Origin of the sequence: Dissulfuribacter thermophilus (assembly GCF_001687335.1) — a bacterium.
GTDB lineage: Bacteria > Desulfobacterota > Dissulfuribacteria > Dissulfuribacterales > Dissulfuribacteraceae > Dissulfuribacter > Dissulfuribacter thermophilus.
This window is the reverse complement of sequence record NZ_MAGO01000012.1, coordinates 16,280-37,321: the sequence shown is the minus strand read 5'-3', so window position 1 is coordinate 37,321 and position 21,042 is coordinate 16,280. Positions and strand designations below refer to the sequence as shown.

Here is a 21,042-nt window from a genome sequence, read left to right as displayed (position 1 = left end):
CTTAAGTCCCTTGCCTTTCTTCAAATTTGGAGACAATCAGTGCACCTACGGAGTCACTAAATACATTTACAGATGTCCGAAGCATATCAAGCAATCTATCAACTGGCAAAATAATTGCCATGGCTTCAACTGGCAGCCCCACGGCCTTTAAGATGATGGCAATTGCAACCAAACTTGCAGCTGGAATCCCTGCTACCCCAATTGAGGTCAAAAGAGCAGTCCAAACCACCACAAATTGACTAAGAAAACTCATCTCAAAACCAAGGGCCTGGGCTATGAAAAGCGCAGCTACACACTCATAAAGTGCTGTGCCATCCATATTAATGGTAGCCCCAAGGGGAATTACGAAACCTGTAATCCTTTCACTCACTCCAAGGCGCTTTTCAAGACATTCCATTGTAATGGGGAGCGTTGCCGATGAACTCGCAGTGGAAAAAGCAGTCACAAGGGCTGGAGCCATGGCCCTAAAGTGACTTAATGGGCTGGCTTTTGCTATGTGGCGTATAGTCAAAAAGAGCGTAAAGAACACATGAATGAAAAGCCCTAGGAAGACAGTTAAGGCAAATAAGCCAAGTCCCTTTAAGAGCTCAACGATATTACTCCCTCCAGCTTCCGTTACCACCTTTGCCACAAGGCACAATATCCCTAACGGCGCAAACTTCATTACAAGCTCTGTAATGGCCATCATTATCTCATGAACGCCACGAACAAATTTAAAAAGTATTTCTGAATACTCATGACCTATTCTTGGGATAAAAAGTCCAAAAAGAAGGCTAAAACTTATTATGCCGAGCATCTGTCCTTCAGCTGCTGCCTTTATAATATTCGGCGGAACCATCTCGAGAAATACATTCAATACTGACTTAAACCCTGCCGCTCCAACCTTCTCTTCTACAATTCCAGTCCCTCCGGCGAACTCTTTTAACTCTAAAATAGTCGTCAAAGATTTTCCCTGTATCTCACCTGGAGTTAAGAGGTTGACCAGAATAAGACCAGTTATGACCGCCACAAGGCTCGTAACCATATAATAGGAAAAGGTTTTAAGACTAAGTCCTCTAAGATCTCTCGCCCCCCCAATTCCAGCAATGCCTGTAATAATAGATGAGGCAACCAATGGAACTATTATCATCTTAAGGGCGTTCAAGAAAAGGGAACCAAAAAAACTATAAGTCTCAAATAAATAACCACTTAAAGGCTGGGGGATCTCTGCAGATAAGGCCCCAAGGGCCAACCCCAAAATCAGTGCTATTATGATTTTCTTTGCATCAGCCAAGTCTCAAGGCCTCTGATGGATTAATTTTTGCCGCCTGCCTTGCAGGATAAATAGTAGCCAGAAGTGATAACACTAATGCACTAACAGCTATCACAACTACATCTGTCCAGTCTAGGAGTATTGGAAGTGAATCAGTAAAGTACACCTCCTTTGGTATCTTGATGAATTGATATTTTTTAAGTAGCTCACAGAGTCCAACTCCTCCTATTACGCCAAAAACAGTACCAAATAGTCCCACTGAGAATCCAGTATAAACAAAAATCCTGAGAATCTGAGAATCTGTTGCACCCATTGCCTTGAGGATCGCTATATCTTCTCTTTTTTCCATAACAAGCATGAATAGGGTACTTACAATATTGAATGCGGCAACAAGTATGATAAGGGTGAGCACAACAAACATAGCTATCTTCTCTAGCCTAAGGGCTGCAAACAGATTTCTGCTCATCCTCTTCCAGTCCATGGTCCAAAAAGGAAATCCAAGACGTCTCTGGAGCGTTTCTGCAATGGCATCAGCTCGATCCACATTGGATACCCTGAGCTCATAGGCGTGTATCTTATTCTTTAATCCGAGGAGTTCCTGTGCATCGCGAAGGGATATAAAGGCTACTGACGAATCATAATCATACATCCCAGTAGAAATCTTTCCTATTACCTTGAAGTCTCTGATTTTAGGCATAAACCCAAAGGGTGTTATAGTCCCACTGGGAAGGACGATCTGAAGTTCCTCGCCTACTCCTATTCCAAGATTTTTGAGCAATTCCTCTCCAGCAAGCAAAGGGGGGATCTTTGAAGAATTGTTTCCTAGGGCATCCAAGCCCTCACCTTCCACGACTTTGCCAATATCCAGCACTGATCCCACTGTTTTCGGGTCAACGCCTCTAATCAAGGCGCCACTGACGCCCCTATTAGAACTTAGTAGTCCCTGAATAAAACACATGGGGGTAATGGATGTAATCTTTGCCCTACTCCATCCTTGCTCTAAGGAGGTGGATAAAATCTTTTCCCTTAATCTTGGAGTGTCATCAAATGCACCATTGTAGTTCCTAACAACTATATGGGCATTTATCCCCAGAAACTTTTCTTTTAGATGGGATTGAAACCCCTCCATTACAGCAATGACCACAATAAGGGCCATTACCCCCACGAACACACCAATCATAGAAATAACTGTAATAAGAGAAATAAACGTATGCTTTCTCTTAGAAAATAAATACCTTAGAGCAACAAACCACTCAAATGGCAAATGCATGTTCATGAGTGCTCAGGCCTTAGTTGCGGGAACAGGATCACATCTCTGATAGATGGAGAATTGGTAAATAGCATTACCAACCTGTCGATCCCAATGCCCTCACCTGCCGCCGGAGGCATCCCTACCTCAAGCGCACGTATATAGTCATAGTCAACTTCCGGGGGTATTTCCTCATCATCTCCCCTATTGGCCACCTGTTCTTCAAATCGTGCCTTCTGGTCCCTAGGATCATTTAGTTCTGAAAAGGCATTGGCCATCTCCCTTCCAGCGATAAAAAGCTCAAACCGGTCTGTCACGCTTGGATCATCCTGGTTTCTACGGGCAAGCGGTGACACGTCCGTTGGATAATGGGTAATAAAAGTAGGTTGAATGAGCTTTGGTTCAACAAGGAGATCAAATAGTTTTGTCCATAGTTTTCCTAGCGGTTCCCCTTCCTTTTTAGGTGCCCCAAGTGCTTCCAGACGATTCATCAAGGCCTCTTTGTCATTGAGTTCCTCTTCGGACAGGCCACCAACCTCAATAAGAGAATCTTTTAAGGTAAGCCGCTTCCAAGGTGGAGTGAGATCAATCTCTTGTCCCTGGTATTCAATCTTTGTCTTACAGTACAATTCCTTTGCAATCAGTGAAAACAGTTCCTCTGTTCGAACTATCAAGTCTTCATAGGTGCTGTAGGCCTCATAGAATTCCAACATGGTAAACTCTGGATTGTGCTGCAGACTAATGCCTTCATTTCTAAAATTTCTATTGAGTTCAAATACCTTTTCAAATCCACCTACTAAAAGTCTTTTCAGGTATAATTCTGGAGCAATTCTGAGGTAGAGATCAATACCAAGGGCATTGTGATGGGTTACAAATGGCCTTGCTGTGGCCCCTCCGACAATGGGCTGCATCATTGGGGTCTCAACCTCAAGGAAGCCATTAGACAAAAAGTAATGCCTCACCACCTGGATAATCTTTGCTCTCTTTCTAAAGGTCTCTTTTACCTCTTCGTTTACGATGAGATCCACATAGCGTTGCCTGTACCTAAGCTCTTTGTCTTTAAGACCATGATATTTCTCTGGAAGTGGCCGCAGATTCTTGGTGACAAGCCTGATTTCCGTACAAGATATAGTAAGCTCTCCAGTCTTGGTCCTAAATAGCGGGCCTTTTACCTGAACTATGTCACCAATATCAAACTTCTTAAAAAGCTTGTATGCCTCCCCAAGCAGGTCTTTTCTGGCATGAACTTGGATCTTTCCACTCTCATCTTTTATATGAAAAAAGGCAGCCTTTCCAAAGCGTCTAAGCCCAATAATTCTCCCTGCAACCAGAAACTCCTGCTTGAGTCCTTCAAGCTCTTCATTTGCATAGTCTCCGTAGACCAGAGTGATGGCGCTAATCTTTTCTGGCCTAGGAAGCCTGTTGGGATAGGCCTCTACCCCGTTTGCCTCAAGCTCTTCTAATTTTTGCCAGCGATCCTTTATAACCTTACTTGTTTCACTCAAGGTTTATTCCTCCTTTTTTAGGACTAGACTTTTTCCACATGCAGGATTTAGCTTCATAGTGTAGAATAATATTGCAGTCAAGGTTGAATGGAAACAATGAATTTAGCTCTTGCACTTTCAATCATATGGGCCGGCATAATCTTTGGTGCATCTGCCATACCAGGCAGTAATTTACCTGAAATTGGAACGAGTGACACCGTTGCCCACTTTCTGGTGTATTTTATCTTTGGAATCTTATTGATGTGGTGGAGGATAAAACAGTTAAAGGGGGTCTTGGGCGCATCCATGCTACAGGCAGTCATCTTAGGATCTGTCTATGGCATCACAGATGAGTTTCATCAATATTTCGTTCCAGGTCGCACTCCAGATCCATCAGACTGGATAGCAGACACTGTTGGAGTTTTAGCCGGGGCAATTGTAATAACTTTCGGATATTTGATAGTCAACAGGAAATGACCTCACTAAACTAATGGCCATTCAAGTTAGTCGTTATTGTTCATGATTATGCATTGTTGATGGTTATTACCATTTGAGACCATGATCGTTTTAATTAATAACTAATTGAAATTAATAGCAAATCACTATAAATAACTATGAATAACAATCCAATATTAAATTGGCTCAAATATCAAAAGGAAAAGGGTGTCTCATATATTGCACGATCAGAAGGTATAGAGAGGCTTTTCAATGATCTCAAACTTCTTAAATTAGAAATAGAGACATGTACAAGGTGCCCCCTTTATAAGGTACGAAATCACGCAGTCTTTGGTGAAGGCCCTCTCAATGCCAGTCTTATAATAGTTGGGGAGGCCCCAGGACGAGAAGAGGACATAGAAGGACGGCCATTTTGTGGCCCAAGCGGAGAACTGCTAGATAGGATGCTCAAGGCAATCCACCTATCAAGAGAGGAAATTTTCATAACAAGTGTGGTAAAGTGCCGCCCTCCCCAGAACAGAGCGCCCCTTTCAAAGGAAATTAAGGCCTGTATCCCGTACCTTGAAACGCAAATTAAATCGATAAGACCCAAGGCCATACTTGCCTTGGGCGAAGTAGCAGGAAAGGCCCTTACAAAAGCGAATCTCCCGGTAAAAGAGCTCAGAGGCAAGATTCATCCCACAGACCACGGCCAAATAATAGTCACCTATCATCCTGCTTATATATTGAGGTTCAGTGGTTCACAACAGGAAAAAGCCATAAAAAAGGCTGCATGGGAAGATTTACAGCTCTTGGAGAAAGTGCTTTCAGGAGATTGAGATGTCCACAAGGCTAATTTCCTGTAATGGTTATAATACAGACCCAGTTTCAGCCTGTACGTAACCACTCTAATATAGATCAATATTATTTTCAAAGGAAGGGATATGAGAGGTCATAGCTCTAAGGCGGTGTTTTCAGTTACTCTTTTGATCTGTGTGCTCATAAACTGTCTGAGCGCAGGTCGCTGCCTGGCCGTAAAATCAACTGAATATAAGATTAAAAAAATTTTTATGCTTAAACTCTCAGGATCCATAAATCCAGGATCTAAAGAGGTATTCATCCGAGCCATTGAACAGGCTGATGCCACTCCGTCATCCCTTTTGGTCATACTCTTAAATACACCTGGAGGACTGGTGACGACCCTAAGAGAAATGGTTCAGGCCATGATGGACTCCGAGGCCCCCATTGCTGTATTCGTATACCCTCCTGGCGCCCAGGCAGCATCAGCAGGTACAATATTGACCATGGCCGCCCATATTGCTGCCATGGCTCCAGGGACAAATATTGGAGCTGCCCATCCCGTATCCATTGGTGTGCCCCAAACCGACTCCAAAAAAGATACAATGAGTGAAAAAGCGGAAAACGATATCGCTGCAATGGCAAGGAGTATTGCACAAGAAATGGGACGAAACGCCACTTGGGCAGAACGTGCAGTTAGAAAAAGTGTTTCCGCCACTGCAAAAGAGGCACTTGAGCTAGGAGTCGTTGATTTAATTTGTAAAGATCTTGAGGACCTTTTAAAATCTATAGATGGCAGAACCGTCAGGCTAAAAGGTAAGAGCTTAAAATTATCCCTGGATTCACCTATAATAGAAGAAATTAGTCCTACCTTCCGTGAAAAGGTATTGAATGTCATTGCAGACCCTAACGTGGCCTACATCCTCATGATGATAGGGATTGCCGGCCTCTATTTCGAACTGGCACAGCCTGGAGCCATATTCCCAGGAGCAATTGGCGCGGTTAGTCTCCTTTTAGGGCTCTATGCACTACAGGCGCTACCAGTTAGTGCGGTTGGTCTATTACTAATCGTCCTTGGCACTGTACTATTTGTATTGGAACTTTTGATAGTCAGCCAGGGTATACTGGGGCTGTTCGGATTCATTTCCCTTGTCCTTGGCTCTCTCATGCTCTTTAAGACCGATGAAGGCGCCCTTGGCATCTCTCTTTCAGTACTCGTTCCCACCCTTTTGGGCGTAGGAAGCATGCTCTTTGCCATAGTATTTGTGGCAGCAAAGGCAACTCTATCAAGACCAAAATCAGGCAAAGAAGCGCTTATTGGGGAAAAGGGCGTAATTAAAAAGAAAATTGCAGACAATGAGTGCCTCGTTTACCTTCATGGTGAACTCTGGCGAGCTACCTGCGACCAGGAAATCCGTGAAGGCCAAGAGGTCGTCGTAACGGGAATTGATGGGTTACGATTGAAGGTCAAATAAAGAAAACGAAAATAGGGAGGTCTATATGCCGATTTCATTTGTGTTCCTACTTTTTATCGTAATAAGCTTTCTTATCACTGCAATTAAGATCTTAAATGAGTATGAAAGAGGGGTTATCTTCAGGCTGGGAAGGGTAATCAAGGCAAAGGGGCCCGGACTCATAATCCTCATTCCGATCATTGATAAAATGAAGAAAGTTGATCTTAGGACTGTTACCTTAGATGTCCCCCCTCAAGACATCATCACTAGAGACAACGTCTCTGTAAAGGTCAGTGCAGTAGTCTATTTCAGGGTCCTCGATCCGGTAAAGGCAGTAGTTGAAGTGGAAAATTTCTTTTTTGCCACATCAGAACTTTCCCAGACAACCCTAAGAAGTGTATGCGGACAGGCTGAACTCGATGAACTACTGGCTGAACGAGATAAGATAAATGCTCGTATTCAGGAAATTTTGGACCTCGATACTGAACCCTGGGGCGTCAAGGTCAGCAAGGTCGAAGTAAAAGAGATAGACCTTCCAGATGAAATGAAACGGGCCATGGCAAAACAGGCAGAGGCAGAGAGAGAAAGACGCTCAAAGATTATTCATGCTGAAGGTGAATACCAGGCTGCAAGGAAGCTTCAAGAAGCTGCAGAGATAATAGAGGAAAGCCCTGCAGCTCTTCAGCTCAGATATCTTCAGACCCTTAGAGAGGTGGCTGCTGAAAATAACTCCACCACCCTCTTTCCTATACCCATAGATTTGTTCAAGCCCTTTGTGGAATTGACCCAAAAAGGAAAAGATAAGGAGTAACATTGATGATTCGCGAACTAAAAGAGATAAAAAAACTTCTTTCAATAGATTGGGCTAATCCCTCTATTCCAACAATGCCCTCTATAGGCTTAAAACTCATGGAGATGTTAAATTCAAAAGATGTATCATCCAAGGAAGTTGCTGAGCTAATATGCCAGGACCCAGCACTGACAGTGAAAGTCTTAAGAGCTGTAAACAGTGCCTTTTATGCCCTAAACACAGAGGTTACCAATATCAGACATGCAACTGTCTTACTTGGGACCCCAGAGGTATTAAAAATTGCCCTAACCTCAGTACTTGCCGAACGTTTTTTAGATGTACCTGCGTCAGCAAAAGCATCAGCCATGAAACTTTGGACCCACTCAGTGGCAGTAGCCGTACTCTCACAAGACTTCGACATTGAAGGAGTTGAAGAACCAGACCTCTATACCCTGGGGCTCCTTCATGATATTGGATGGCTCCTAATATTGTCTCAGATCCCCGATCTCTATGCTGAACTCTCCAAGGAGTCCGGTATAAGGCTTGATGAACTCGAAAAATCCTGGGGTGTAAATCATAGGGCATGGGGTGCAAAACTTTCGGAAATCTGGGAACTTCCAGAACCGTTTCAAGTCGTTACCCTAAAACACCACGATCCCCTCGACATAGTATCTCCACCTGATTACCTACTCTTTATTACATTGGCAAACCACCTTGCCCATAAAATTGGTTTTGCCCCTCTAGCGTATGATATTGAGCCTATTGATCCATGGCTTCTAGAGAAGATGAGGCTTGATAAAGAGGCATATTTAGAAATAGAAAAGGCTGCCTTTGAGGAAAAAGTGAAGATTGGAGCCCTTGTGAATCAACTCATTCATTAGAATTGAATAATCCTATCCCTACCACCAAATATTGGAGTCCAGAAGCAATGGTTACAGCAGCACAAAGATAAAACATCCATGGAAAAAATGCTCTTAAAAAAGAAAGCTGTGAATCTACGAGCATTAAAAAGATCGTGCCCAACTGGACCAATGTAGTAAATTTTCCCAAAATCGTAGGCCTTATTTCTACTCCACCTTTAAAGAGGAACAGGAGGAGAACACCAAGCAGGATCATTATATCCCTGCTGATTACGATTACAGACAGCCAAGGTGGTATCATACCTGTTACAGCAGTAACTACATAAGAGCTAGACAATAGGGCCTTATCTGCAATAGGATCCAGCACAGCCCCAATTCGAGTCTTTTGTTTGAGCCACCGTGCAATAACCCCGTCTAGGGCATCGGTAATGCCTGCACAGGTGAATGCCAAAAGTGCCCCCAAGTACTTCTCCTGAATCATGAAAATAACGAAAAGTGGAGTAAGTATAATGCGAATTATGGTCAAAAGATTTGGAATATTCATAATAAAGCTAAATTTAGCCTCTATCAATTTGTGTGGCAACACTGATTCTCTTTAGAAGTTTTATAACTCAAAACTCTTTTTCGTTGGGGCATTTTCGGGTAAAATTGAATTCTTCAACTCAGAACTCAAAACTCTTTTTCGTGGTGTATCATGTTTATGAAAAATCTAGTGTTTAAGACAATAATTCCATGTTTTTTCATTTCACTAATACTCACTCCCCCTATAGCCTATGGGGGCCAAACATCGTTTACCCTTGAATCTGCACTGGCAACAGCCATTAAAAACAATCCTAGTCTCAAGGCATTGCAACAGAGAATTAATGCCCAGATCCAACGCAAGCAGGCGGCCTCTTTAGACAAATGGGCCAAACTCTCCACAGGGTATCGATATACCTGGTACAAAGACGAACCATTTCTTCGTTTTAAGGACTTCCCTGGAGTCTCAAATATTCCTTTTGGGAAAAAGAGAGAAATTCTGTGGTATTTCCAAGTGAGCCAACCCATTTTTACAGGTTTCGCCCTTTCAACAAGGGAGTCCATGGAGGCCCTTGGAATTGATGTCAAAAGACTTGAATATGAAACAGGCCTATTGAGTTTAGAATTTGAGGTAAAAAAGGCATATTTTGAAATACTTGTATCCCAGGGTAGGCTGAGGGTAGCACAAGAAGAGGTCGATACCTTAAAGGCACACCTTGAAGACGCAAAGGCCATGTTCCATGAAGGGCTCATTGCAAGAAATGATCTTCTTCGCTCAGAAGTAGCCCTTAAAAGTGCCATGCAAAGACTAGAACACGCAAGGAGTGAGCTAGAGACAAAAAAGGCATATCTAAACATCTTATTGAATAGACCAGTTGATTCCAGCTTGGAGATAGAAGACAACCAGAACCTTCCAGAAATCTCATTATCCATAGACACTCTTATTGAATCCGCAATAGAACACCGCCCAGAGATTAAAGCCCTATCCCTTTCATTGAAACAGGCAAGGTTAAACGTAAAACTTCAAAAGAGTAGATATTATCCAAAAATCAACTTGATAGGACGATATGAACAGTCTGGAGACGACCTTCTGGCAACCAGAAACGACTTTAGAAATTCCCACAATACCTTGTTATTGCTCGAAGCCAATTGGTCGCTATTTGAATGGGGTAAGACCGGTCACGAGGTTGGAGAGGCAAAACATAAGGTCCTAGAACTTGAAGAAAGACTCAATCAATTGAAAAACCAGGTCTCTCTCGAGGTAAAAGAGGCGATAGAAGAGATAGAGGTCTTTAAAAAAAATATATCTACTGCCAAAAAGGCGCTTCAATTGGCGAAAGAAGATCTTAGGTTGACTGTCCTTCAATATAGGGAACAACTTGTCTCATCTTCCGAGGTACTTGATGCCAGGAGTTTCCTAACAGAGGCAGAGCAAAATCTCCTTTCCGCCATTTATGGATACAGAATAGCTATCTCCAAACTGGAACGGGCGGTTGGTACTAGACTTTATTACAAATCACAGGGGTCATAGGGTAAGAGTCATGGATGAACTCATAAGTATTCCAAGTATTTTTGTGACTAGCTTCATCCTCGCCCTAAGCGGTGCCCTTATGCCAGGCCCTCTTCTTACGGTAACTATTGCAGAATCCATTAAAAAGGGTTTTTGGGCAGGGCCACTCATTATTACTGGTCATAGCCTACTAGAACTCTGTCTAATAATACTTATTCTCCTGGGGCTTGGACCTTACCTCAAGATCCCTATGGTCATGGGTACCATTGCCTTCATTGGAGGAATAATGCTCCTTTGGATGGGCTATTCCATGTTCAAAGAGGCATCTAACCTCAGTCTTTCCTTTGCAGAGAAAAAACAAGAAGTTAGTAATCCAAACGGAAAAAACACCTTGCTACTTGGAATCATCTTCAGTATTTCCAATCCTTATTGGACGCTATGGTGGGTGACTATTGGCCTTGGATACTTAACCAGCGCCATCAAGTTCGGCTCTATTGGCATAATTTCGTTTTTTATTGGTCACATTGCTGCAGATTATACCTGGTATTCAATCGTAAGTTTTGGTACTAGCAAAGGTAGTGCCCTTATTGGGGACCACCACTACAGGACAATAATAAGATGTTGTGCCATTTGCCTTGTTTTATTTGGAAGCTGGTTTGTTGTGAGTGCGTATACTCATTTCAAGGCTTAATCCCAAATTGTGCACTGCGAAAGGGGGCAAAAATGATTTTTCTTTTTATATCAATTAATTACTTTATTGTAGCCTATTGCTTAATATTCACCTTCTTAATGTCGCAATATTCATGCTGTTTTTGCCCCCTTTGGCAGCCCTTCGGGATTGGCGATTTTGCCCAGGTCTCTTTGTTGCTTGGGGTTCGAAGTACCCAAGTACGTCTTCGCCCCTCTCGCCTCGCTATCAAAGGACAAACTCGCCAATTACATAATTTGGGTTAATTGAAAGGGGATCAGGATGGGAAAACGTGTTGCCACATTTATACTAATAATAGGTGTGTTGTGTCTGGTAACATTCACCATAATTTTCGTGGTCCACAGGATGCATTATGCCGTAACCGACGCAGTATTTGTCAGGACGGATAGCCTCATCAACCTTGGATTCGATCACGTATCTGGACGAATTATTGAGCTTAGTAAAAAAGAGGGAGATACCGTTAAAAAAGGTGAGGTAATTGCGAGACTCGATGACAGAAATTTTAAAAATCGACTGGATGCATTAAAGGCCAAACTCAGGGCCGAGCAAAAGAAAAAAGAGGAACTAGGACTCCGCCTGTTACGTGTAGAAAAGGAGCTGGAACTGAACCAACGTATTGCAAGGCAGTCAGTGGATGAATTGACCAAGAAAAAGGCCTCATTAGAAGAGCGTGCAAAGGCATTGGAGGTCGTCATCGAAGACCTAAAACGTGATAACGAACGCTACAGCAATCTATTTAAAAAAGGAGTAGTTCCTAAAAAAACACTAGAATCAATCACTACTAAGCTCAAAGCCCAAAAAAGGAAGTACCTTTCCACCTTAAAAGAAATTGATGCAATTAAGGCATCAATAAAAAAGGCTGAGGAGAATCTCGATCTCGCAAAAGTAAAAAGGGCTAAGACAAAAGAACTCCAAAAGGCCTTTGAAGCAGTTGAAGAGTCCATATCAGCCATAAAGGCTGAAATAAAAATCGCCCAAAAGGACCTCAATGAATGCACCTTAAGGAGCACCATTGATGGTAGGGTGGCCAAAAGATATGTGTCAGAAGGGGATGTGGTGCTTCCCGGCAGAACAATATACAGTCTAGTTGACCCAAAAGATGTGTATATCCTCGTCCTCCTCGAGGAGGGGAAAATCCATGGTGTAAAACCAGGCTCCCCTGCAACCATTCACATAGACGCCTATCCTGATGAAACCTTCAAGGGAGTAGTGGAGTCAGTGCTTCCTGCCTCGTCTGCTACCTTTGCCCTTATTCCAAGGGACGTATCTGCCGGTGAATTTACAAAAGTAGCCCAGAGGATCCCAATTAGGATCAAGATCACAGAAGGGAAACTCCATCTTTTAAAAGTTGGACTCGGAGGCGAGGTGGAGATCAAGAGGCTATGACCATTTCTCCACTCTACAGAACATTTTTGACCATCATTGTCATGACTGGCTCATTCATGGCCATTCTCGATACCACGGTAGTGGACGTAATCGTACCAAAGATGATGGGCCCGCTGTCTACTGACTTGTATGGAGTCCAATGGGTCATAACATCCTATATGATCGCCGCTGCAGTAGGACTCCTTCTAACTCATAACTTGGGAAGGGTTATTGGCCTTAAGTGGTTATTTTTGACCGGGCTATTTGTCTTCACCATCTCCAGCGCTTTTTGCGGTATGGCGGGTAGCCTTCCTGAGATGATAACGTCGAGAGTAACTCAGGGACTTGGCGAGGCATTTATCATGGCCAGTGCCCAGACTATCCTTTTTGCCATCTATCCACCGGAAAAACACGGACTCGCCATGGGCATCTATGCCATGGGTGTCAGCTTTGCCCCATCAATCGGGCCTACTGTTGGAGGCTGGATTACGGAACACCTCAGTTGGAGATGGGTTTTTTACATAAATTTGCCTGTGGGCATCCTCAATTTCGTGGCAGGGCTCTTTTACCTCCCAATGATTTCAAAACACAGGGAGAGGCTTAAATTCAATTTTTTGAGTTATGGCCTCCTAGGGGCATTTACAGTCCTTATCCTCGTAGTGTTGTCAAAAGGACAACAACTCGGCTGGACGCAGTCCACAAAGATAGTAGTCATGGCGCTGGCAGCATTGATATGTCTTTTGCTTTACCTTGTATCAGAAATCAACTCCAAGAATCCATTAATAGACTTTTCCATTTTCAAGGTAAAGGAATATGCCCTTTCAATGGGATTCTACTTTTTGATAATGGGGCTTTCTATCTACCAGGTCTTTTATCTTCTCCCCCTCTATTACGAGAACCTCAAGGGGCTTTCCACCTTTGATACTGGGGTGCACATGCTGGCCTTCGCCATATTCATAGCCATACTGTCCCCTGTGGCAGGTATCCTGAGTGACCGATTTGGCCCGTCTAAAGTAGTTACTGTAAGTACAATCATGTACCTCTATACTACTTTTTTCCTCATCCCAAGCCTCAATTTTTATACCCCATCTGTAAAGGCCGCTCTCATAACGATCCCATTGGGAATAGCACTCGGTTCATTCTTCGCCCCGGTTTCTGCAATGGCCCTAGGCCCTCTTGGCTCCAAAACAGACTTGGGGGTGAGTCTCATGCACTATTTGAGGTTTCTTGGTGGTTCTATTGGCACTGCCGTTGCCACAAATACCCTCGAAATGAGGCAGGCAATCCATTTTGAAGGCATTGGAGCAATGCAGAACCTGGAGATAGGCAAGGAGTTTATCTCCAACGTATCTGGTCTTCTCGGTCAATTTATGTCACCAGACCTTGCCTACATCAGGGCAAGAGGCCTACTTACATGGGCCCAAGGGATACATGCACTGAGTCATGGATTTAAAGATACGTTCAGAGAGTCCTTTGTCTTTGGAGCAATAGGGAGTATCTTCCTGATTTTATTGATATTGATGCGCACCCAAAGAAAATAGTCGTATTTGCTCACATGGCACCGCATCTACTGCGTTGTAGGACATTCGCCGTACAGGGAGTACGCCTTCATGCCCTCTGCCTTGTATCTACGGCACCCTGTAAGCAAATACAAATTGGCATGTTATCCCAAATTATGCAATTGACGAGTTTGCCCAAGATTCGAGGCGCGAGGGGCGAAGACGTACTTAGGTACTTCAAGCCCCGAGCAACAAAGAAGATTGGGCAAAAACGCCAATCCTGAAGGGATGAGAAAGAGGGCAAAAACAGCATGAATTTTGCGGCACCAAAAAGGTGAATGTCCTGCCCTGTACAGACACTGTACAGGGTCAGCAATAGGTTGCAATGAGGCAATTAGTTGATATAGAAAGAAAATTTATTTTTGCCCTCTTTCGCAGTGCATAATTTGGGGTTATACATTTCTTGCGGCTCAGTGCCCTGAGAGGGGTTACAAATAAAATAATCTCATCCAGGTCTTGCCAGGTACCTTAAGGCGGACTTTATAACCTCGCTTATCTCAGTAGGCCCTTGCCCCTTGCCCAACTCTTGACTCACCCTGCTCAAGGCCTTCCTAATCTCTCCTGGTTTGTATCCCAGGTTTATTAGGGCAGAATAGGCCTCATGCCATGTGTTGCCATCCTCTGCATCCACCTTGGCATTGTCTGTTTGAGAAGAGATTGAATCATCAAGCCCCCTTATAGAGAGCATCTTTTTGGCCTTCTCTTTCAAGTCCACGCAAAGCCTTGCCGCGGTCTTTTTCCCCACACCGCTAATCACCTGCAGTTTCTTTGTATCTCCAGAGCTCAAGGCCCTCAATAGATCTAGTGGACCAAGAACAGAAAGGCAGTTTAAGGCCATTTTGGGTCCCACTCCTGAGACCTGGATGAGCATTCTAAACATCTCACGGTCTTCTCTGTTTAAAAAACCGTATAGGGTTACTCCGTCCTCTTTCCAGGAAAGGTGCGTATAGAGTGTAATCTCTTCTCCGAGTCGAGGAAGTTTTGAAAGATATGAATCAGGGACTACTACCTCGTAACCCACACCATTACAGTTTATGAGGACAGTATCATGAAATTTTTCTTCTATCGTACCTCTTAAAAGACCTATCATGACATTAAAAGGCTGAGTAATTACAACTATTCAAATGACATATTGCTACAGCAAGGGCATCTGCCGCATCCTGAGGGACCCTTTCTCTAATCCCTAATATTACCCTTACCATGTCCTGTACCTGGCATTTCTGAGCCCTACCGTATCCTACCACTGCCTTTTTCACCTCCAATGGGGAATATTCAAAAAGATCTAGGCCTTGATTTCTGGCCGCCAGCATACTCACACCCCTAGCATGACCAAGAACCAGACTCGATCTAGGATTTTTCGCATTAAAAACTGTCTCAATTGCACAAAAAGACGGTCTTTCTGCCTGAATAATACTAGTAAGTTCACTAAATATCCTCAAAAGTCTATCAGCCAAGGAGGTGTTCGGCCTGGATCTGATAACACCAAACAATTTGGCCTTTAGGCCATTACCACACATCTCAACAATGCCAAAACCTGTGGCATTTGTGCCAGGATCGATTCCTAATACAGAATTTCGACTGTTATTGTTGTTCATTGTTGTTCGGTTGTAGCTTCAAATTACGTCAAAGGCCATTTTAGACATTTAGCCACAGACCAACAGGGACAAACACAGACATTTTCCTCTCTGGACAGGGCCAGAGAGGAAAACAATTCAAATGTCTGTGAGATGATCATTAAGGATATAGAAAAAATTGGCATGCTCATGCATTAAAATGCCTAAGTAGTTAGGCTACAATCAAATTATTTCATCTTCTCAAGCACTTCATCAGGGATGTCGAAATTTGCATAGACGTTTTGTACATCATCATTGTCTTCAAGTGCATCCATGAGCTTGAGAATCTTTTCTGCCACTTGAGGGTCTGTAACCTCTACGAGGTTTTGAGGCACCATATCGAGTTTTGCCTGGCTAATGGAAATACCTGCCTCTTCTATAGCATTTTTTACTGCCTCATACACTTGAGGATCAGTGTGTACCTCCCATGTATCTCCCTGATCTACCAGATCTTCTGCCCCTGCCTCCAAGGCGATATCCATCAATTTATCTTCTTCGATCTCTTCCTTTTCCACAATAATCACGCCCTTTTTCTCAAACATCCAGGCAACACTACCTGGTTCTCCAAGGTTCCCGCCTCTTTTGGCAAATATGTGACGGACATCTGCAACAGTCCTCTGTCTGTTGTCAGTCATGGCCTCCACCAAAACTGCAACGCCACCAGGTCCGTATCCTTCGTAGGTCACCTCTTCATAGGAGACTCCTTCAAGCTCGCCAGTCCCCTTTTTTATAGCGCGCTCAATATTGTCTTTAGGCATATTGGCGCTTTTTGCAGCATCTATAGCCGCTCTAAGCCTGGGATTACCTGCCGGATCTCCACCGCCAATCCTTGCTGCAACCATTATTTCTCTGATGAGCTTAGTGAATAGCTTGCCCCTCTTTGCATCTTGGGCACTCTTTTTGTGTTTAATCTGACTCCACTTAGAATGTCCTGCCATAATCCACTCCTCTTCTTAAAGAATTCTACTTCCCTAGTGATTTTTTAGCGGGAAGGTGGTCCAATCAACTCAAACATTCTCTGTAAATCTTGTTCAAGAAACTTATTCACCCTTGAGAAGGCCTTTTCATGCCGCATCCAAATGAGCCTTGGAGCCTGAAGTTTAACAAGCTCGACAACCTTGGTCTTCGCCTTCTTCCAAAGGTCTTTTTTAAAAGTAGTGTCAAGGTCAATAAACCCCTCTGGTTCTTCAATTGCGCGCCTTATGTGGCGCGGAAACAGCAATCGCTGAAGGTAAAGGGTAAAAAGGGTTATGACAAGTACGGCATTTACGATTGGAAATATAAAATTAGACAGATCCATATGGCCTTGGAGGAGAGAAGTCAAAAAGGGAGTGTCTGGGAAACCTATTAATAGGTTTGAAAGCACGTCTCCAACAAAAAAGGCAAGTATTGAACTCAAAATTCCTACCTTTATGGTGGGCATGACCTTTTCCCAAAAAGATGCCTTAAAGTTCTTCATAAATTCAGTTACTATACCTAGTTCTCTAATAGCCCTGTCAGCATCCTGTAAAATGTGGCTAAGCCTCATCCTTGGAGCTGTCTTTATAGTAGATATGAGCTCATCCCTCTCATTGTCCCAGGACGTCACATCTATGTCCTTTTGTACTGCATGGGAAGAAGAATAGGTAAGATATATCCTGGGCATGTCTTTTCTCCCTGTCATCTGAGACAAATTCCAGCAAAGGGCCCCGTATGAACGCACAAGGTCCTGGATATTGTCACATTCATCTATTCTATTAAGGCAGTAGATAATTCGATCTTCTCCAGTAGCCCCTGGAAGTGTACTCCTTATTGCCTCATAGGTCTCTTTTATGGTCCCTGCTTTGTGGGGATCAAACATTAAGACAATACAGTCAGCCAACCTTGAAAACTCTCCAATCACTCCCAAATAATCGTATCCTCTATCTTTCTCAGTAACGGAATCGAGCATTCCAGGAGTATCAATTATGGCAAAGTCCTTTAGAACATCACTTTTTACCTTCTTTAACCACAGGTGAGAGATAAGGCTTTGACCATATGATCTTAGATGCTCAAAGGGAAGCGTTGGATCATTGACTACAGTGCTTCCTGGAATAATTTCTTCTTCCTCATCCGGCCCGGCATAGCTGAGAATGGTAAAACTATCATCTGTTGGGGCCTGACCAGTTCTCTGGATGTCTCTTTCTATTAGTTCATTGATGAAGGTGGATTTGCCAGAAGAATAGTTGCCTACAATGAGCACCAACGGCTTCCACTTCATAGGAGTGAGCACCTTTTCCACATCAAAATGGTAACGTTCAAAGGTGCGCCCTAGGCCCTTTAATATGGCCTTTTTTAAATCTTCTAGTATCTTATCTTCACTGGTTATTGCCATTTTTTACCCCCCACATACGCCCCTCTTCCCCAACATCTTCTCATAATAGGTCCGAAGAATCAAAAGGGAAAGCATAATGGAGCTAAAAATCTCTATCCAAAAGGGAACCAACTCATTTATTTTGTAATCACGGGCCAAATTTAATTCCTCTACAACAAAATCTAACAAGGCCCCAAAAACAAGGGCAGTAGTGCACACTGTCACAAGATAGATTAAAAGATTTCTTTTTCCAAAAATATTGTAGATTGCACTTATCTGTGCAGTATTTGTCACAGGACCTGTCATAAGAAACACAAATGCAGCCCCTGGAGTTGCCCCTTTCAACAAAAAGGCCAGTGCAATAGGGATTGAGGATGTTGCACAAACATACATAGGTATCCCCAGTATTAGAGCAAGAAATAAACCAGTAACCCCGGGTCTGAGGACCATTTCCACTAAATCATTTGGGACTAGGGCCTCGATCAATCCTCCTATAAATATTCCCAATAAAAGGGGCCCGCAAATCTCCCTGGGCAATTCCTTAAAAGCATAATCAATCATTAATTTTAGTCTGTTGGGTTCATTTTGAGTACACGAACACCCTTGGGATTCAAAGTGGACACATCCCAACTCACATTTTACGTCGCTCTCTCCACGTGGGATCTCCCTCTTTTTATAACCGCTTACATTGCTCCACCTTGCAAAAATATCAAGTATCGTACCACCAATGAGACCGCTTACGAATGCGGCAATGGCTCGGAATATGGCAAAAATGGCCCCTAAAAAACTCCATGTAACAACAATACTGTCTAAGCCAGTTTGTGGCGTAGAGATTAAAAACGACCCTACCGCACCAATTCCCGCCCCTTGTCTTTTCAAGGATACGGCTATTGGTAGGACGCTACAGGAACACAAGGGTAAAGGTATTCCGTAGAGTGCTCCCTTTAGTACTGGGGAAAACCCATTTCCTCCTAGTCTTCGCTTAACAAACTCTGGTGAAAGAAATGCATAGGAAAGACCTGCAAGAACAAATCCAAGCATTAGATACGGTGCCATCTCTGAATAAATGTTCCAACTGTGCTTCAAGATCTCTCCAACAAGCAAAGGAGGGCCTCCTCTGAAAATTTCGGATTTATCCCGAACCTCGTGAGCACGAAGTCATACCTTACTGGGTCTTCGGGACAAATCTTCTTAAAGCAAGAAGTTACTTCCATTGCAGCTTTAAGGTCGGGAACCCTTCTTTTAGTGAATCCAAGGGCCTTTGATACCTTAAACAGATGGGTATCGAGGGGGATGATGAGATCTTCTGGAGAAAAAAGACCGTGCCAACATCCCAAATCCACTTCATCTTTTCTTATCATCCATCTGAGATATAAAAAAAGCCTCTTACTGGCACTACCTCTTGAGGGATTTGGAAACATAAATCCCCCTCTACCACCCTGCACGAGCCTATCTACAAACCAACTCGCTCCCTTGATAAAGTCCCCTTGATGGGTATCTATTCCATATCTTAGCGCCCTTCCCAATGTGCCGTAAATATCTATAAGTTTCCTTACATTCAATAAGAGGGTTGCGCAGTCTTCCCCCTTGTGGAATCTGTGCTTAAATCCAGAATAGAGCCTTAAAAGCCCTTTGTCTTCCAGGCCTAAAAGTGTTTCTCTAGGACAATCCCCAAGCGGATGCAGAATGCGCTCTACACTCGTTAAAATCTGCTTGACTCTTCCGTAAGCAAGGGTTGCAGCAATAATGCCTACGATTTCCTGATCCAACGGATCGTGATAATTATAAAGAAATTGAAGAGGATCTGGCTTAACAAATTCCCTTTTATTATAGGAAGCGTAAAGTGCTTCAAGGGTATCTTTAAGCCAGACCTCGTAATCCCGGCCAATTTTTAGCGAACTCACATTTATTTGGCCTTTTCCTTCTTTTTCTTTTGCTTTTCTTTGGCTTCTTCAAGGAGCTTTTCTTTCAAGGCCTGGGTAGCATTAATTACGTTTCTCACCAGTTTCTCAAAGGCCTCAGCAGTATGGCTGTTAGGATAAGTGGCAATAATCGGCTTACCAGCATCTCCGGTGGTCACAACCCTTGGATCAACAGGAATTCTTCCCAAAAATGGGACCCCTAATTCTTCCGCAAGCTTCATTCCTCCACCGCGCTTAAAGACGTCAATAGTCTTTCCACAGTGAGGACAGAGCATGCCACTCATATTTTCAACTATTCCGAGTATGGGCATCCCAACCTGATTACAAAAGCTAATGGACTTTCTTACATCTAAGAGAGAGACTTCCTGAGGAGTAGTCACCACCACTGCAAAGGCATCGGGTATGGTCTGAGCAACAGTCATTGGTTCATCTCCGGTGCCTGGAGGTGCATCGATTACGAGATAATCAAGCTTTCCCCATTCTATGTCGTAAATAAACTGCCTGATGGCGCTCATTTTTAATGGACCGCGCCACATAACTGCAGAGTCTTTTTCTGGCAAAAGTGGCTCAACAGACATAAATTTGAGGTTTGGAGAGTAGTATACTGGACCAACTGTGCCGTCTGGCCTGCGTTGAAGTTCTCCCCTCTCCACACCGAGCATCTTAGGTACATTTGGTCCGTGGAGATCCACATCCAGTAGACCAACATAGAAATTTTCAAGGGAAAGCCCAATGGCTAAGTTTATTGAAACTGTGCTCTTACCAACCCCTCCCTTCCCGCTCATTACCATTATCTTGTTTTCAATCTGGCTGAGCTTTTTCTGTATCTTTTCCTCCTGTTCCTTTAAAACAGGATTCTTCTTTATATCTTCCTTTTGATCCAAGTTTGCGTCCATTGATATCATCCTCCTGTTGATTTTGTTTCTTACCAAGATACTACCTGCAAGAACTTACCTTTTTTATATACATATCTCAAGGTCTACAATCTAGGTAGAAGGTAGAAGGTAGAAGGAAGAAGCAAGCCCTGCCTGTACAATAGCCAGAGGCTGGAGCACGAAGCTCTCATAAAAAGTTCAAGGTGCAAAGTTCTCTTCCTTCAACTCAACACTCAAAACTCAAAACTCAAAACTTCCAAAGCTCTTTTCCTTCAACTCAAAACTCAACACTCAAAACTCAACACTTTTATCCGGG

At 43.3% G+C, this 21,042-nt stretch carries 20 protein-coding genes; 9 read left to right on the top strand and 11 right to left on the bottom strand.

Going from position 1 to position 21,042, the window contains the following annotated elements; genetic code table 11:
* Position 1 precedes the first annotated feature (1 nt).
* The 3 genes from DBT_RS10235 to lysS are packed head-to-tail and all read right to left on the bottom strand — an operon-like array spanning position 2 to position 4,006.
* Entirely contained in the window at positions 2-1,273 is a 1,272-nt protein-coding gene (locus DBT_RS10235) for a dicarboxylate/amino acid:cation symporter (RefSeq protein WP_067620124.1), read from the bottom strand.
* Positions 1,266-2,528, bottom strand: coding sequence for a lipoprotein-releasing ABC transporter permease subunit (locus DBT_RS10230; protein ID WP_083186773.1), 1,263 nt, complete (start codon positions 2,526-2,528; stop codon positions 1,266-1,268). The genes DBT_RS10235 and DBT_RS10230 overlap by 8 nt, the downstream gene beginning before the upstream one ends.
* The gene (gene lysS, locus DBT_RS10225) at positions 2,525-4,006 is read right to left on the bottom strand and encodes a lysine--tRNA ligase (RefSeq protein WP_067620121.1); all 1,482 of its coding nucleotides are present in this window, start codon (positions 4,004-4,006) and stop codon (positions 2,525-2,527) included. The genes DBT_RS10230 and lysS overlap by 4 nt, the downstream gene beginning before the upstream one ends.
* Before the next feature lie 96 nt (positions 4,007-4,102).
* Here lysS and DBT_RS10220 point away from each other — a divergent pair, with 96 nt between their 5' ends.
* From DBT_RS10220 to DBT_RS10200, 5 genes are all read left to right on the top strand, one after another.
* Positions 4,103-4,462: a VanZ family protein gene (locus DBT_RS10220; protein ID WP_067620118.1), complete on the top strand. Its 360-nt coding sequence runs from the start codon at positions 4,103-4,105 to the stop codon at positions 4,460-4,462.
* Positions 4,463-4,599: 137 nt separating this feature from the next.
* Positions 4,600-5,259, top strand: a complete 660-nt coding sequence (locus DBT_RS10215) for a uracil-DNA glycosylase (RefSeq protein ID WP_083186771.1) — start codon at positions 4,600-4,602, stop codon at positions 5,257-5,259.
* Between the two features lie 105 nt (positions 5,260-5,364).
* Positions 5,365-6,693, top strand: a complete 1,329-nt coding sequence (locus DBT_RS10210; protein ID WP_083186770.1) for an NfeD family protein — start codon at positions 5,365-5,367, stop codon at positions 6,691-6,693.
* Positions 6,694-6,718: 25 nt separating this feature from the next.
* Positions 6,719-7,483, top strand: coding sequence for a slipin family protein (locus tag DBT_RS10205; protein WP_067620115.1), 765 nt, complete (start codon positions 6,719-6,721; stop codon positions 7,481-7,483).
* A gap of 5 nt (positions 7,484-7,488) precedes the next feature.
* On the top strand, positions 7,489-8,343 hold the full coding sequence (locus tag DBT_RS10200) for an HDOD domain-containing protein (RefSeq protein ID WP_067620112.1): 855 nt from the start codon (positions 7,489-7,491) through the stop codon (positions 8,341-8,343).
* Here the strand turns inward: DBT_RS10200 and DBT_RS10195 are convergent.
* Positions 8,333-8,866 carry a CDP-alcohol phosphatidyltransferase family protein gene (locus DBT_RS10195; protein WP_067620193.1) on the bottom strand — a complete coding sequence of 178 codons (534 nt, stop codon included), beginning with the start codon at positions 8,864-8,866 and terminating at the stop codon, positions 8,333-8,335. The genes DBT_RS10200 and DBT_RS10195 overlap by 11 nt on opposite strands.
* Before the next feature lie 156 nt (positions 8,867-9,022).
* Here DBT_RS10195 and DBT_RS10190 point away from each other — a divergent pair, with 156 nt between their 5' ends.
* The 4 genes from DBT_RS10190 (at position 9,023) to DBT_RS10175 (ending at position 13,966) form a co-directional block, all read left to right on the top strand.
* Entirely contained in the window at positions 9,023-10,372 is a 1,350-nt protein-coding gene (locus DBT_RS10190; RefSeq protein ID WP_067620109.1) for a TolC family protein, read from the top strand.
* 10 nt (positions 10,373-10,382) lie between these two features.
* On the top strand, positions 10,383-11,042 hold the full coding sequence (locus DBT_RS10185) for a LysE family transporter (RefSeq protein ID WP_083186768.1): 660 nt from the start codon (positions 10,383-10,385) through the stop codon (positions 11,040-11,042).
* A gap of 279 nt (positions 11,043-11,321) precedes the next feature.
* On the top strand, positions 11,322-12,446 hold the full coding sequence (locus DBT_RS10180; RefSeq protein ID WP_067620106.1) for an HlyD family secretion protein: 1,125 nt from the start codon (positions 11,322-11,324) through the stop codon (positions 12,444-12,446).
* Positions 12,443-13,966 carry a DHA2 family efflux MFS transporter permease subunit gene (locus tag DBT_RS10175; protein ID WP_067620103.1) on the top strand — a complete coding sequence of 508 codons (1,524 nt, stop codon included), beginning with the start codon at positions 12,443-12,445 and terminating at the stop codon, positions 13,964-13,966. The genes DBT_RS10180 and DBT_RS10175 overlap by 4 nt, the downstream gene beginning before the upstream one ends.
* 463 nt (positions 13,967-14,429) lie before the next feature.
* Here the strand turns inward: DBT_RS10175 and ruvA are convergent, their stop codons facing one another.
* From ruvA to DBT_RS10140, 7 genes are all read right to left on the bottom strand, one after another.
* Entirely contained in the window at positions 14,430-15,074 is a 645-nt protein-coding gene (gene ruvA / locus DBT_RS10170) for a Holliday junction branch migration protein RuvA (protein WP_067620100.1), read from the bottom strand.
* 4 nt (positions 15,075-15,078) lie between these two features.
* On the bottom strand, positions 15,079-15,579 hold the full coding sequence (gene ruvC / locus DBT_RS10165; protein WP_067620097.1) for a crossover junction endodeoxyribonuclease RuvC: 501 nt from the start codon (positions 15,577-15,579) through the stop codon (positions 15,079-15,081).
* 206 nt (positions 15,580-15,785) lie between these two features.
* Positions 15,786-16,535, bottom strand: a complete 750-nt coding sequence (locus DBT_RS10160) for a YebC/PmpR family DNA-binding transcriptional regulator (RefSeq protein WP_067620094.1) — start codon at positions 16,533-16,535, stop codon at positions 15,786-15,788.
* A 44-nt stretch (positions 16,536-16,579) separates the two neighbouring features.
* Positions 16,580-17,950 (bottom strand): dynamin family protein, encoded by a 1,371-nt coding sequence (locus DBT_RS10155; protein WP_067620089.1) that lies wholly within the window; start codon positions 17,948-17,950, stop codon positions 16,580-16,582.
* A 3-nt stretch (positions 17,951-17,953) separates the two neighbouring features.
* Positions 17,954-19,033 carry an SO_0444 family Cu/Zn efflux transporter gene (locus tag DBT_RS10150; RefSeq protein WP_083186767.1) on the bottom strand — a complete coding sequence of 360 codons (1,080 nt, stop codon included), beginning with the start codon at positions 19,031-19,033 and terminating at the stop codon, positions 17,954-17,956.
* Positions 19,012-19,833: a TIGR02757 family protein gene (locus tag DBT_RS10145; RefSeq protein WP_161939963.1), complete on the bottom strand. Its 822-nt coding sequence runs from the start codon at positions 19,831-19,833 to the stop codon at positions 19,012-19,014. The genes DBT_RS10150 and DBT_RS10145 overlap by 22 nt, the downstream gene beginning before the upstream one ends.
* A 2-nt stretch (positions 19,834-19,835) precedes the next feature.
* Complete coding sequence (locus DBT_RS10140; protein WP_067620084.1) at positions 19,836-20,747, bottom strand: Mrp/NBP35 family ATP-binding protein; 912 nt, start codon at positions 20,745-20,747, stop codon at positions 19,836-19,838.
* Positions 20,748-21,042 lie beyond the last annotated feature (295 nt).